Genomic DNA, 12,278 nt, shown 5'->3' with positions numbered 1-12,278 from the left:
ATTAAAATTTAAAATATGCAACACGTACTGATTTTAAGCACTAAAAGAATAAATATTCCTGAAGGAGATTTTATACCACTTATCCTTTCTTTAATAGAGGAAAAAGAAATGGAGGTTGATTATTTTGGAATTGAGATTAATAATACTGAAGATTACTTTGACGAACAGATGAAATTAAAAATTAATAGGACTTCATTTATTACTATTCATTTTGCATGTGATCGAATCGACTACAATAGTTACACTGATAAAGATGTTTTAAACTTCACTATAGACCTTTTACATTATAAAAAGGAAAAAGAAATAAAAGCAGATGACAAGGATATAGAAATTATCATTGATATCTCTTTAAAATTTTGCAATGACCTACTTCAAATTAACGGTCGTTAAAATGAAATTTGCACTAAATTATTTTCGGTGCGAATTTCAGCAATATATTGACTCAACTCAGTACATTATTAACGTTCATTTTTCAAAGTTCAGTTTAAATTACTTTTAACGTTAAAATGTACTTTTAACACTATTTGCTGTATTGAACATTATATAAGTCTCGATTTAATTTTCATTTCAATTTCAGAATTTTTTATTTGAGTTTTATTAATACTATGATTGTTCTTGCTTTAAGAACATTAATATTATATATACCATTTTATTAAATAGTATAATTGCATTTTAAAAGTAATATTCTTTTAATCAAAAAAAAACGACTGTCCTATTATTAGGTAGAGTTTGGTTAGTAAAAAAGTAAATCATTTTGTAAGTACATGAAAAATTAGCTCTTTATAAAGAAGTCTTCATCTTCTCAACAGCTGTCAGTATTTCTTTGGATAGAATTTTTGAGTTAGCTTCAGCGTTCTCATCATCATATCTTAGGTATTTCCAAGTATTTTTAGTGAAACTATCTTTAATTGCAAGTAAGTAAGAACTGCCTTTAATTCTTATTTTATTTGCATCCAATTTTTCAATTATGTTGTCTTTCATTTTTGCGTAAGTCAACATTTCTAGCAAACTAGAGTCTGCTGCTTCCATTATCATACTTTGATTGTATTTGCTCAGACAAATTGAGCTTTTTGATAAAGTTTTGACTGGTGTCATCTTAAGATTTAACGGAACTTGTTCATAAATCATTTTTATACCCATACCTGATAACATACCTTTTGCCATTGCACTCATCTGAGCTTTTGGAACTACAGTAAACAGTTGCGGATATGTCATGTTGAGCACATCATCAATCTTCATTTCAGAAGTGTATTTAATTATCGTTTGAAAATCACGCTTAATAATTTCCTGATCTTGTGCAAAAAGTGTGCTCGCAGAGAAAATTAAAAAAAGAAGGAATAGGTTTTTCATAATTATAATTAATGTTTAAGTCAATATTATTTACTTACTTAATTAAAGCAGAGATTACACTTGCTTTAAGAAGATAGTTTGATGTTGATCAAATATAATCAACAATTAGCACTTACGGATTAAATAAATCTAAATAGTTTATCAGTTTTAACTCTAAAATTCTATTATTATTTACAATCTTTGATTCTAAATAATAATAGAATTTATGTATGTATTATTAACTCCTTAAGATAGTTACTTTGTAGAATACTTAATTGGCACATTAGTTTTATCCAGTTCAATTTACGAAGCCATGATTTTTGAAGATTTAGATACTGCTCAAAAGTTTAAAGAAATGCTTTTAATTACTTGTGAGCTTCAAACAAGTGTAAGCACATCTATTAGATAAATTATTACTTACTATGGCAATATTCGATTATGCAAGGGTCTCAACTTTAGATCAAAAATTAGATGCTCAAAATGATGCACTTAAAAAATATGGCTGTGATAAAATATTTGTAGAGAAGGCTTCCGGCAAAAATTTAGAACGTCCACAATTAACTAAACTTTTAGAAGGGTTAAGAGAGAAAGACATTGTAGTAATATATAAATTGGACAGGCTGGGTAGATCCCTAAAAGATTTGATAGAGATAGTTAATTTAATAGCTTCTAAAAATGTTGATTTTATAAGTATATCAGATGGAATAGACACTTCTACAGCGATAGGAAGGTTAATGTTCCATTTGGTAGGAGCATTTGCAGAATTCGAAAGGAATTTAATCTCTGAAAGGACTATCGCTGGACTTGCAAGCGCTAGAGCTAGAGGTAGAATTGGTGGAAAACCAAAAGGTTTGTCAGCTGAATCACAAAAAAAAGCGATACGTGCAAAAGCACTATATGATGAGAAGCAGCTATTAGTTGAGGAGATTTGTAAAGTGCTTGAGATTAAAAGTAAAACTACCTTTTATAAATATCTGAAATTTGAAACAGCTCGTCTAGAAGAGTTGAAAAAATCACTTAAATTTCATGGTAGATTATTAAAAGTGGTCCATTACGGTAAAGATTTTGAATATATTAGCTTTTTAAATATTGTACGACTTTAGTCGTACATACACAACAACTATTTGTTGTATATGTATGACTTTGTTAAACATATAAGTAAGTTAGCGGTCAGGCTACGAGCGACCGGAACGTAATCCGAAAAGACGAAAAAATTATGGATTTTAACAACATTGACGAAATTAAAAAAGCAGGTTTCATAGGCTTCAAAAAAATGAGTGAACTTTTTGTGGATAGTTCATCAATTCCAAAAATTAAAGGAATTTATCTTGTATTAAACCCGAACTTTAAGAAAGCGGATTATTTACAAATTGGAACAGGCGGACATTTTAAAGGAAAGAACCCAAATGTTATCGTTGACGAATTAAAATCAAATTGGGTTGAAAATTCTCTTGTTGTTTATATCGGAAAAGCAGGTAGTGAGACCAGCAAAGCGACACTTAATACACGACTAAAACAATATTTTGGTTTCGGACAAGGAAAAAATATCGGACATTGGGGAGGAAGATTAATTTGGCAACTAAAAAATAGTAGTGATTTAATTGTTTGTTGGAAAGCACTATTAAATGAAGACCCAAGAACAACTGAAAATACATTAATCAAAAAGTTTGTTTCAGAATTTTCTAAACGACCTTTTGCTAATCTTGCTAACTAATGAACCCAAGACAATTTGAAGAGTTTGTTTGTGAACATTTTCGCCAACAAGGTTATAAAACAGAACTTACGACTTATAGCAACGATTATGGAATTGACGGTTTTGCAATCAAGGGAAAGCAGAAAATAGCAATACAGTCAAAAATGTACGGACATACATCAAGGAAAATTAATAGACAAATGGTAATGGAACTTCACGGTGCGAAAGATTTTTTTGATTGTACAAAAGCAGTTATCGCAACAGACGGAACTTTTTTACAAGACGCATTAGTTGTCGCTGAAAAATTGAAAATTGAAATTTTGTATTTAAATGAAATTCTGAAAAGCACTTCTATTACCAAAACGACACCAAAAAGCAAGAGTAATAAAACGTTTGAACAAATTTGGGAAGATTATGTAATTCCTCTTCAAAACAAAACATTGACAAGAAGTAGCGGAGAAACCAATCAAATAATTAAAGCAGATTGGAGCGGAATTGAACGAAAAACTTCAAATGGAAATAATGGAAAAATTAAAATTGAGATTTTTAAACAAGCAGTAAATAGACTTTTAACAGATGGTTCAATAACTCGTGATTATATTAATCAAAATTATGTCGGACGAGCATCTTCAGGAATTATTTTAATTTTATCACAAGTTCCATTTTTCAAATTGACGGAAAAACCAACAGGATTAAAATATGAAAAATAGTAACTACAAAAGCCCGAACCGCTAACATTGGTTTGGCAATATGGCGGGTTTCGTGCTAAATCGAAGATTTGTGCTTCTTACAAAATTTAGTGATTATTGAAAGTTTTTCGCTTCTAATCCGCCACATCGCCAAGCCGAAAAACGTTGCAATTAATTTACATGAAACTAAATGACCAAATAAAAATCCGAGAGCTGAAATTCAAACCAAAGGTGGAAATTTTAGAAAACACTGTTGAATTGAACGACATCGGAATTTCAATTCCAATACCCAACGGATTTACAGTTGATGGCGGCGGAATTTTTATAAATTTTAAAACGGTATACGTTTTTCCAGAAAACTCTGAGTTTTCAAAAAAGGACAGAGAAAACTTTGAAAACGCGATTTTCCCACCTATTTTTACACTCAAAAAAAATAATGGAAGACCAATCATTGCGTGCTACTTATTTGATATTAGAGCATTGAAAGGTGATAGCAACCTGAACATTCGGAGCATAAACAAGTTTGAGTTAATGTGGACACCTTATTTAGCAAAAAAGACAAATGAAGTGCCAATGAATGCCAAAAGGATTCTGAAAAACGACCTGACTGGAGCACTTTCGACCGAATACGGATTTGAATATAAAATCAAAAATGGAACTGAACCAATTCCATCAAGTTTAAGAATATTGACTTACGAAGTTGGGAATTTTGTATTGACTTTTTATTTAGTTTATGACAATGCGAATGACTTGGAGCAGAGCGAATTGGATTCTTTCATTGAAGGAATAAAAACTAATGGCAACAATGTATATAAAAAATAAGCGAAATAGTGCTAAATTCAAAGGTTTTGGCTCGTATCAGAATTTGTGCCTAACTGAAAGTGCAATGATTCGAAATCGCCTACTTTTTATATATTAACCGTAACCTCCCGCACAGGTTAAAATTAATCATATAATTATTTAAAATACTAAAAAACAATATTGCTAATAACTTCGTATTTTATGTATAAAGCAGATAATATTATTATAAAAATAGCAAACTCAATTGACTTCGAAGGGATTGTTAAACTTCAATCTGAAAATCAAAAGTCCAAAGGAGGAACTTTATCAAGCGAATTGAATATAAATCAAATTGAAGAAATGATGAAAGATATGCCTCAAATTGTAGCTTATATAAATCAAGAAATAGTTGGTTTTCTTTTAACAACATCACAAGCTGTTCATCAAAAAAGGAATGTTCCAATTGTTGATGAAATGTTTAAGTCTTATCAAGGTAATATTGACTCATATATTTATGGCCCTGTCTGTGTTAGTAAAACACAACGTGGAAAAGGAGTTGCTCAACTTATGTTTAAAGAACTTTTACTTCAAGAACCAAATCGGGAAGGAATTCTATTTATTGAAAGTAACAATGAAGCTTCTTTAAGAGCGCACATAAAAATGGGAATTAAAAAAGTTGGCAATTTTAACTTTAATAATAAAGACTTTAATGTGTTTGCATATTAATTTTCGCCAAGTGCACGTAAAAGTGGCTACACGTATTTTTAATATCTAATTGATATAATTTTAAAAGTTTTTTCTGTATTTTCCAATTTCAGTATTGCAATGTCACCTACTTTTTTATCTATCATGATTTTTGCTACAGGAGAGTTAAATGCTATTTTCCCTTTTGCAATATTTGCCTCATCTACTCCTACAATTTTATAGTTATTAATTTGAGGATCTGAGTCTACGCAAAAGAAGACTTCAGCTCCAAAACAGACCTTGCTTTTTGGCTGCTTTGAAGTAATAACTATTTTAGCTGTTGTAATTCGATTTGAAAGCAGATTTAATTTAGCGTTAATCAAATTAATAGTTATACGCTTTTCATTTTCATCTGGAATAAAAAGATTATCACGCTCGTCTATCATATTTTCGCGCTCAAGCAATAACTCTTCATATCCAGTGTCTGTTACGTAGTTAACTAAGTCTGATGGTAAATCAGCACGTGGTGGAACTATTGGTAATTCCTCTTGGTCGCATTCCCTGACAAATCCTCTGCTCATATCCTTTTGTTAATCGCCGTTAGGCAGTTTATAACTAATTTAGTAATTTGAGGTGCTTTTAAAAAATTTCTTAGGAAACTTATTTTTTTTATAATACGAGATCTTGAAGCTAACTACTTTTTATAAGATTGATCAAGCTGAAGAATATTAGGCAACATAAATGAAGTGGAATTAATCTCAATCTATGTAGATCTTTTACGTAAGTTATTATTCTGCATAATTTCGCAGTAACTAACCACTTTGTAAATTTTTGACTTTAACAATTACTTCGAAAAAATAAATTCTTCTCTTTGCACTGGTGCTTCGCTACAAATTTTATTAAATTCTTCTACTGAAGCAAATTTTAATTGTTCTACAATCTTGTATTCATAAAAAACGGTAAAGGAGTTCTCTTTGAAGACCCAAGGCTCTAATGATATGACCTTTTGATCTTTATAAAAAACCTGATTTATATCTCCATCGGGACTTTCAGATACTTCCATTTTTCTACCTTCAGGTTGAATCTTATCCAAACAAATTAGCAAAGAAAATGCATCGCACCATTCAACTAATCTATATAAACGTTCCGAATATTTTTTATCAATATTAAGGTGCTTTAGTATTTGTTTACGATTAGTTTCTTGTTCCGTGAGAAATAAATTTAGCTTAGAATCATTTTCCTCATTAATGCCACCAAAGATAAAATTTAAGTGCATAGAGGTTAATAGAGCGTTTAACTGGCATTTAGAAGTAGCTAGCTCCATAACGTTTAAATATTGCTTTAGTTCAGTCTTACTTGAATTATCACTTACTAAAAAATTTCTAGGTGCTCCAGCGTCGGTTAGATTTTTGTTTTCTAAAGTTTCTGCAACACCATCATCGTGTTCCGCTATTGCGATAAGTGTTGGAACAATTACATCATTAGGTAATTTAATGTCATATTGGTAAGCAATCATAGCAGCTAGAAGGCCATGAGAGCGCTGAGTAATAATTCTCCAACCTTTATTGTGTGATGCTACAATCATAATTGAATATCATTAACGTTTACATTAAAAAAAAATTTAGTAATTGAAGGGGCTTTATTCAAATCAGCCAATTTAATCATTATTTCCGAAAAAAAGAATTAGCAATATGAAAATTTAAAAGTCAACCAGAGCCTCAATTTACTTCGAAAAGCAGAAACTACGATCCTTTACTGACGAGGCAATAGAATTATTTAAATTCACCTTACAATTATTTTAAAATGTCTGCTGTTAAAGATTTGTTTAATTCCGTACAGAAATAGCTTGGGGATATCCCTGTACGAGTTTTAAATGCTCTTGTGAAGTTTTGCGTAGAGCCAAAGCCAGCTTCGTCTGCCAAGGATTTGTTTTTGTAAATACGGTATTTATTTTCACTTTTAAGCAATTCTATGATATGATCAATTTTAAGATCAGTGATATATTCAATGGTTCCTTTGTGACGGTATTTTGCAATTATTTTGTAAGCATATTTGGTATTTGTATTTAATAGAGAAGCCAATTTTAATAAATTCATCTCTTTTTCGAGATACTTTTTACTGTATTCGAATTTTTCCAATTTTTTTAGAATTGCAGCAACTAGGTCGGGATTGATATCGAGTTCTCTACTTCCGTTTGCTACAAATAATTTGGATGTTTCCGGTTTCCGGTTCATCAGCTCTTGGAATAATTTTTTATTTTTATTGTGCCTGTGCGCCAATAGCGCTATGATCGCTGTCATTACTGTAATTATAATGCAGATTATAACTGTCCAGTATTGTTCAATGTTTCTTTGCCTTTGCAGTAATTTTTTTGTGTCGTATTCTTTGTGTATTTTGCCTGAAAGGTATTTGTAATCCTTTAGCAGCACTTGATCCACTTCTAAAAGACATTTGACATAATATAACTCTAATGCTTTGTCGCTTTGTTGCTGATAATAATCTATTAATATTTCATAGGCTTCCCGCAAATGAGGACGTATGTACTTTTGTTTTTGGAACGCTTCATCTATCTTTTTTAAATAGGGTAGTGCCTTTTCCTGCAATTTTTCATCCCAAAAGCTTTTACCGATATAAAAATAAGCGGTTGTTTCGTTTATAAAGTCTTTATTAGCAATTACAATAGGCAGTACTTTTTTCAATTTTTTTATTGCGTCCGTATAATTGTGTTGGAAATACTGATTTACGCCTTCCGAGTGAATAAAGTAGGACTGCATTTCTAAATTTTTAAAGCGCAATCCCTCGCTTATTCCCGTTTGATTGATCTGGCTACACAGCTTATATTTACCTATTCGGTTGTAACAAAGTCCTAAAGAATGAAGAGAATTCAGATAGGCACGGTCATTTTTTCCCTTGAAATAGTTGACGCACTCTTGAAATAATGCTGTTGCCTCATCGTAAAATCCAAGGTAATATTTGACCTGAGCAATAACATATTTTACTTTATATATTAGATAGTGGTTGTTTGTCTTTGAAATATATTCGTCTGCTATCAGATAGCTATCGAGCGCATTCATGTGTTCTTTGCGATCGTACTGTACAATCCCTTTTGTCATGTATGCCGATCCGATTAATTCGATGTCAGCTGTACTTTTCGCTGCTGTCAGCATACTATCGGCATATTTTAGTTGTAGTTTATTATCGCTTGAATAAATTAAAGCTTTATAAGACTGTGTCATTTGACAGAAATTTTTCTCTCGTTTTGCTTTAGCTAACCAAGATTGTGCATACAACCTTTCTTTGATGCTATCTTTTTCCTCATATCGTATGTTGTTGCTAAAATATTCATAGTTTTTAGCGGAAAGACTGTCTGAAATCACCAAATTATTTTGTTGCGTATAGGCATTATGAAACAGGCCTACCCATAGTACAAGTAAGTATTTTTTCGTCATATATCTAAGAGATTGGGGGCTTACTGATTAGAAAATACAGGACTTGTTAACTACGTTATTCTATTCCTATGCACTAAATGTAATTAAAATAAATTAATTGATACAAGAATTACCTTAATAAAGGATTTTTTCATTTTCTGGAGTATAACTTACTGTATAGTTGTTGTTTAGTGGTAAATTTTCTGTGTTCAATTCTGGAATTACATATGTTAGATTCCCCAATAGAACAGTTGTGGGCTTGCTTGGAGAGAAACGAGCCATTAGTTTTGCCCTGAATTCAAACGGTTTTGTTATGAGTAAAACCAACACCAACATTGTTCAAATTACCCCGGGAGAAATGAACTGATGAAAAAAAATAATCAGTAACATTTAAAAACATTAACCAAAATGAAAAAATTCAATTTATGTTTTAGCACTACACTATGCGTTTCCTTTTTATTTGCACTTAATTCCTGTACTACCGATTCGGTTTTTGTATCAGATGATACTTTAGATAAGGTAGGTGGGAAAAATCAGAATTCTTATCATGAACCAAAAAAAGTGGATGTGGTGTCCGCTAAAAGTGCGGTCAAGGATGCATCAGGAGTGCTTAGCCACGCTACGTTATCTGAGGCTTATCATATACCGGATAGCATTACGACTTATTCGACCACTGATGCAGATGATATAATTGACCCGGACTGGAAAAAGCTTATCACCCGTTTAGGTAACGAGTAGGAACTAGCTTTCAGTTTTATTATAGACAGTTTATACAGTCTGTTGTAACAAGGTTACTCATTTTGAGTAGCCTTTTTTAATTTTCATCTGCTTCGTCCATACGGTTGATGAGTTTGTTTTTGAGGGTATTTATGAATTTGGTTTTTTCCATTTTTCTGTTGCGGATTTCGATGAAAACGCGGTGGAATTGCCCCAAGTCTATATCAAAAGCGGATTCAAAATAACTTACCACTTCTTTTAGACTGGATTTTCCATTATTAAAAACACCTTCTGTATGTAATGCGTAGATTATTTCAATTAATTCAACTTTTGAGCCTGTCCATTTCTGTTTTTTGGAACATAGAATAGTTGGCTGTAGCTGGTCGCTGTTATGCCCTAACTTTGTAATTTCCGATTCTATGTAGGATTTAATTAAATCATTGGCCAAGATTTTTGCCATTTTATAGTCATGTGAAGTTGAGAAACTCTGGTCAGCTTGAAAGTAAAAACTATCCAGTGTGAGTTTAATGTCATATTTACCTCTTACAAAATACTTTTTGTCAAGGCATCGATTATTTGTACGGTGGTAGCGGTAAAATTCCTGATTATCTTCGAAGAATGTTTTTAATTTTAATAATTCATTGTTGTAGTATTTACGAAGGGTTTTTTTAGAACCGTAGGGTTTATTGGTTTCAATAGTATAGATTTCATTATAATAAATGAGCTTTGCAGCAAACATAGGTTTGATATTCCGGAAAAATTCAATCTCCTCATTTTTATCTTGGAATTTGTATTTTAGGCAATATGTTTTTAGTTTTTCTAAAATGGATATCGTAATCTTTATAGCCTCCTCCGCATATTGGACCGGCTCTTTCATTTCCAGATGTATTTTGGCTAACTGATGTTCTAATTCGGATAAGAGGGATTGAGAAAACAATTTCATTTTAGGTTATTAAGGTTTGCCAATTGTACTGATGTGAGTATTAGATACTTTGACAAATCTATTGGTCTGACAGCAAGGGTACAAATGGTTCTGTATTCAATTCCCGAATTGAATATTGAAATTCCCGAATTGCATAGTGGAAATTTGATTGAAATATTAGACGATAACGCCTAATAAGCAGAGAAAAGTCTAATGAAAAGTCTATTCACCTTTGATTGAAATACTCAATCTGTTACTATACAAATATTGACGTCAATAAGTCGCGTTACAAACGCTTTAAAACGTTTTAAAAGGAAGTTGGTACTTGTTGTAAACGAACACTAGACGGTACTAAGCCAGAAGACTTCGTACCGTATTCCATGTTTCGATAATGTTTTAGTGAAGACTTCGAATAGCGGGTACTGAATGCAACTATGCGCTAACGAACCGATTGATAACTAACATATCCGAGCGATCGGGGAAACCTCGAAGAGCAGGATAAATAGCTTAATGTATAATGAAATTGCTACAATGAAGTACTTCGAATACTATCTGAATTCTAATAGACATGTTACCAACTATGTTGATAAAAATTTTAAAATTTTAGATGTGAAAAATTGCATAAAAACACTCACTTTTTGGTATTAATGGGGGTGGCTATTGCGCATTTTATTGTAAATAAAGCATCGTTTTTAGCATTATTCGGTACATTGCAAATTCCAGTTATATTGACCACCCAATTCCAACTTAAAGTGAGCAGTAAATTATAGTATGTATAATCATTGACAGTATGATAATAAGATTCTAATTTTCAGAGTTATAGCAACAAATTCAATAGATGTTTGATTATTAAATTTTAAAGGTCAATACAAACTGGAAAATGATGGTCAGGCTCATCGTTTTTTCTACCTGACTTCAAAACATATTTTAAAATGAGTTGTTGAATTTTCGTTTTTATTTGATACTAGGGTCCACTTTGTGAAAGTTTTAAAAGCATCATCTGGCGAATAAGGAAACATGTCTTTTTTAATATCCGACATACGTTTTATTAATTCTTTTTCAGGCAGAGGTTTACCAAATTTTGTGGCATTCATAATATCAAAAATAAAATACAATAATTGAGAGTATAACTGATACTTCTTCTCTGATAATAGGCTTTCATTATCTTTAATTTTGTCTTTGTGATGTTGAACTCTCCCAATTAAAAATGTACTTAGTGTACCTAATATTAGAAGAAATATTTCTTTATATGGAATTTCGTTGCATAGTATTTTGTCCATTTTATTTTTATTTAATATCGCACAAGCATTCAAAACAAACTATTAGCAGTTAATAAATAACTCTTTCGAGTCAATTTAATAATACATAGATCGTACTTTTGCAAAATTGAAAAGTTTAAAAAGTCATTGTGACTTTCTAATTTATTCCGAAAGATTTAAAAATGTCGTTCGCAATCACTTAAAAAAAAACATGATTTCAGAAAAAGTAAAAGACAAGTACCGGATAAATAAAAAACCAGACAAATATGATTTGAGAGTTTTAAGGGTGACTTGGTTTGGTATTGGTTTTGTTACATCTTTCATTGCAATAATGATAATACTCTACTGCTATGGGAAAATTAGTTAAAAAATCAAGAGAAGTAAAAGAGCTTGTCTCAGACACTACTCGCACAAAAATTATCGAGCAATGGCGTTTTAGTAAATTAAATAGTATCTCGCAAATAGCTATAGAGTTCGATTTAAAAGAAACCACAATTAATACGATTATCGATAACTATTTATCCAACAAAACTCCAACTTGACTGGAAGGAATTTTTATTTTATTACATGAGAACCAAATTGATCACATACACTAAAGAGTACTTTGTGTGATTTTTCAAACCCTTCGCAAGTGATCTCATTGTTTAAAAGTTTTAGAATCACACTTTGAAAGTTTTCTTCAGCTCTTTGTATCTCGGGTACTTTGGTAAATGTTTTTGAAGGACTTGTCATGAGGTTGTGATTTTTTGTAAAATTAATTCATTATCCTTCTTCGGC

Annotated in this window: 15 protein-coding genes; 8 read left to right on the top strand and 7 right to left on the bottom strand. The window is 31.3% G+C overall.

The window, feature by feature from the left end:
- Positions 1–15 precede the first annotated feature (15 nt).
- Positions 16–390: a hypothetical protein gene (locus tag ACRASX_RS15735; protein ID WP_432221923.1), complete on the top strand. Its 375-nt coding sequence runs from the start codon at positions 16–18 to the stop codon at positions 388–390.
- A gap of 390 nt (positions 391–780) precedes the next feature.
- On the opposite strand, the gene ACRASX_RS15730 is transcribed toward ACRASX_RS15735, so the two are convergent.
- The gene (locus ACRASX_RS15730; protein WP_432221922.1) at positions 781–1,350 is read right to left on the bottom strand and encodes a hypothetical protein; all 570 of its coding nucleotides are present in this window, start codon (positions 1,348–1,350) and stop codon (positions 781–783) included.
- Between the two features lie 401 nt (positions 1,351–1,751).
- Here ACRASX_RS15730 and ACRASX_RS15725 point away from each other — a divergent pair, with 401 nt between their 5' ends.
- From ACRASX_RS15725 to ACRASX_RS15705, 5 genes are all read left to right on the top strand, one after another.
- Positions 1,752–2,432: a recombinase family protein gene (locus tag ACRASX_RS15725; protein WP_432221921.1), complete on the top strand. Its 681-nt coding sequence runs from the start codon at positions 1,752–1,754 to the stop codon at positions 2,430–2,432.
- 113 nt (positions 2,433–2,545) lie between these two features.
- Positions 2,546–3,043, top strand: a complete 498-nt coding sequence (locus ACRASX_RS15720) for a hypothetical protein (RefSeq protein ID WP_432221920.1) — start codon at positions 2,546–2,548, stop codon at positions 3,041–3,043.
- The gene (locus ACRASX_RS15715) at positions 3,043–3,732 is read left to right on the top strand and encodes a restriction endonuclease (protein ID WP_432221919.1); all 690 of its coding nucleotides are present in this window, start codon (positions 3,043–3,045) and stop codon (positions 3,730–3,732) included. Before ACRASX_RS15720 ends, ACRASX_RS15715 begins: the two co-directional genes overlap by 1 nt.
- Positions 3,733–3,891: 159 nt before the next feature.
- Positions 3,892–4,533: a hypothetical protein gene (locus tag ACRASX_RS15710; RefSeq protein WP_432221918.1), complete on the top strand. Its 642-nt coding sequence runs from the start codon at positions 3,892–3,894 to the stop codon at positions 4,531–4,533.
- A 180-nt stretch (positions 4,534–4,713) separates the two neighbouring features.
- Positions 4,714–5,217, top strand: a complete 504-nt coding sequence (locus ACRASX_RS15705; RefSeq protein ID WP_432221917.1) for an N-acetyltransferase family protein — start codon at positions 4,714–4,716, stop codon at positions 5,215–5,217.
- Positions 5,218–5,255: 38 nt separating this feature from the next.
- Here the strand turns inward: ACRASX_RS15705 and ACRASX_RS15700 are convergent, their stop codons facing one another.
- The 3 genes from ACRASX_RS15700 to ACRASX_RS15690 form a co-directional block, all read right to left on the bottom strand.
- A complete protein-coding gene (locus ACRASX_RS15700; RefSeq protein ID WP_432221916.1) occupies positions 5,256–5,756 on the bottom strand; it encodes a GreA/GreB family elongation factor in 501 nt (166 codons plus the stop codon).
- 263 nt (positions 5,757–6,019) lie between these two features.
- The gene (locus ACRASX_RS15695) at positions 6,020–6,760 is read right to left on the bottom strand and encodes a DUF3891 family protein (RefSeq protein WP_432221915.1); all 741 of its coding nucleotides are present in this window, start codon (positions 6,758–6,760) and stop codon (positions 6,020–6,022) included.
- A gap of 208 nt (positions 6,761–6,968) precedes the next feature.
- Complete coding sequence (locus tag ACRASX_RS15690; protein WP_432221914.1) at positions 6,969–8,624, bottom strand: helix-turn-helix domain-containing protein; 1,656 nt, start codon at positions 8,622–8,624, stop codon at positions 6,969–6,971.
- A 387-nt stretch (positions 8,625–9,011) separates the two neighbouring features.
- On the opposite strand from ACRASX_RS15690, the gene ACRASX_RS15685 reads away from it, so the two are divergent.
- Complete coding sequence (locus ACRASX_RS15685) at positions 9,012–9,341, top strand: hypothetical protein (RefSeq protein WP_432221913.1); 330 nt, start codon at positions 9,012–9,014, stop codon at positions 9,339–9,341.
- Positions 9,342–9,417: 76 nt separating this feature from the next.
- Here the strand turns inward: ACRASX_RS15685 and ACRASX_RS15680 are convergent, their stop codons facing one another.
- Positions 9,418–10,263: an RteC domain-containing protein gene (locus tag ACRASX_RS15680; protein ID WP_432221912.1), complete on the bottom strand. Its 846-nt coding sequence runs from the start codon at positions 10,261–10,263 to the stop codon at positions 9,418–9,420.
- 884 nt (positions 10,264–11,147) lie between these two features.
- Complete coding sequence (locus ACRASX_RS15675; protein WP_432221911.1) at positions 11,148–11,522, bottom strand: hypothetical protein; 375 nt, start codon at positions 11,520–11,522, stop codon at positions 11,148–11,150.
- A 329-nt stretch (positions 11,523–11,851) separates the two neighbouring features.
- Between ACRASX_RS15675 and ACRASX_RS15670 the strand changes: the two genes are divergently transcribed.
- Complete coding sequence (locus ACRASX_RS15670) at positions 11,852–12,043, top strand: hypothetical protein (protein ID WP_066305464.1); 192 nt, start codon at positions 11,852–11,854, stop codon at positions 12,041–12,043.
- A 13-nt stretch (positions 12,044–12,056) separates the two neighbouring features.
- On the opposite strand, the gene ACRASX_RS15665 is transcribed toward ACRASX_RS15670, so the two are convergent.
- The gene (locus ACRASX_RS15665; protein WP_432221910.1) at positions 12,057–12,233 is read right to left on the bottom strand and encodes a hypothetical protein; all 177 of its coding nucleotides are present in this window, start codon (positions 12,231–12,233) and stop codon (positions 12,057–12,059) included.
- Between the last annotated feature and the right edge of the window lie 45 nt (positions 12,234–12,278).

The organism is Flavobacterium sp. TMP13, from assembly GCF_050847115.1.
Taxonomy (GTDB): Bacteria; Bacteroidota; Bacteroidia; order Flavobacteriales; family Flavobacteriaceae; genus Flavobacterium.
Note: the sequence above shows the minus strand (reverse complement) of the source record. Positions and strands in the feature narration are given on the sequence as shown.

Excerpts from the sequence above, each read along its gene's own strand:
- ACRASX_RS15715 (WP_432221919.1), top strand. The coding sequence starts at position 3,043 with ATGAACCCAAGACAATTTGAAGAGTTTGTTTGTGAACATTTTCGCCAA.
- ACRASX_RS15665 (WP_432221910.1), bottom strand. The coding sequence starts at position 12,233 with ATGACAAGTCCTTCAAAAACATTTACCAAAGTACCCGAGATACAAAGA.
- ACRASX_RS15670 (WP_066305464.1), top strand. The coding sequence starts at position 11,852 with ATGGGAAAATTAGTTAAAAAATCAAGAGAAGTAAAAGAGCTTGTCTCA.
- ACRASX_RS15690 (WP_432221914.1), bottom strand. The coding sequence starts at position 8,624 with ATGACGAAAAAATACTTACTTGTACTATGGGTAGGCCTGTTTCATAAT.
- ACRASX_RS15685 (WP_432221913.1), top strand. The coding sequence starts at position 9,012 with ATGAAAAAATTCAATTTATGTTTTAGCACTACACTATGCGTTTCCTTT.
- ACRASX_RS15700 (WP_432221916.1), bottom strand. The coding sequence starts at position 5,756 with ATGAGCAGAGGATTTGTCAGGGAATGCGACCAAGAGGAATTACCAATA.
- ACRASX_RS15710 (WP_432221918.1), top strand. The coding sequence starts at position 3,892 with ATGAAACTAAATGACCAAATAAAAATCCGAGAGCTGAAATTCAAACCA.
- ACRASX_RS15695 (WP_432221915.1), bottom strand. The coding sequence starts at position 6,760 with ATGATTGTAGCATCACACAATAAAGGTTGGAGAATTATTACTCAGCGC.
- ACRASX_RS15675 (WP_432221911.1), bottom strand. The coding sequence starts at position 11,522 with ATGGACAAAATACTATGCAACGAAATTCCATATAAAGAAATATTTCTT.
- ACRASX_RS15705 (WP_432221917.1), top strand. The coding sequence starts at position 4,714 with ATGTATAAAGCAGATAATATTATTATAAAAATAGCAAACTCAATTGAC.
- ACRASX_RS15680 (WP_432221912.1), bottom strand. The coding sequence starts at position 10,263 with ATGAAATTGTTTTCTCAATCCCTCTTATCCGAATTAGAACATCAGTTA.
- ACRASX_RS15725 (WP_432221921.1), top strand. The coding sequence starts at position 1,752 with ATGGCAATATTCGATTATGCAAGGGTCTCAACTTTAGATCAAAAATTA.
- ACRASX_RS15720 (WP_432221920.1), top strand. The coding sequence starts at position 2,546 with ATGGATTTTAACAACATTGACGAAATTAAAAAAGCAGGTTTCATAGGC.
- ACRASX_RS15735 (WP_432221923.1), top strand. The coding sequence starts at position 16 with ATGCAACACGTACTGATTTTAAGCACTAAAAGAATAAATATTCCTGAA.
- ACRASX_RS15730 (WP_432221922.1), bottom strand. The coding sequence starts at position 1,350 with ATGAAAAACCTATTCCTTCTTTTTTTAATTTTCTCTGCGAGCACACTT.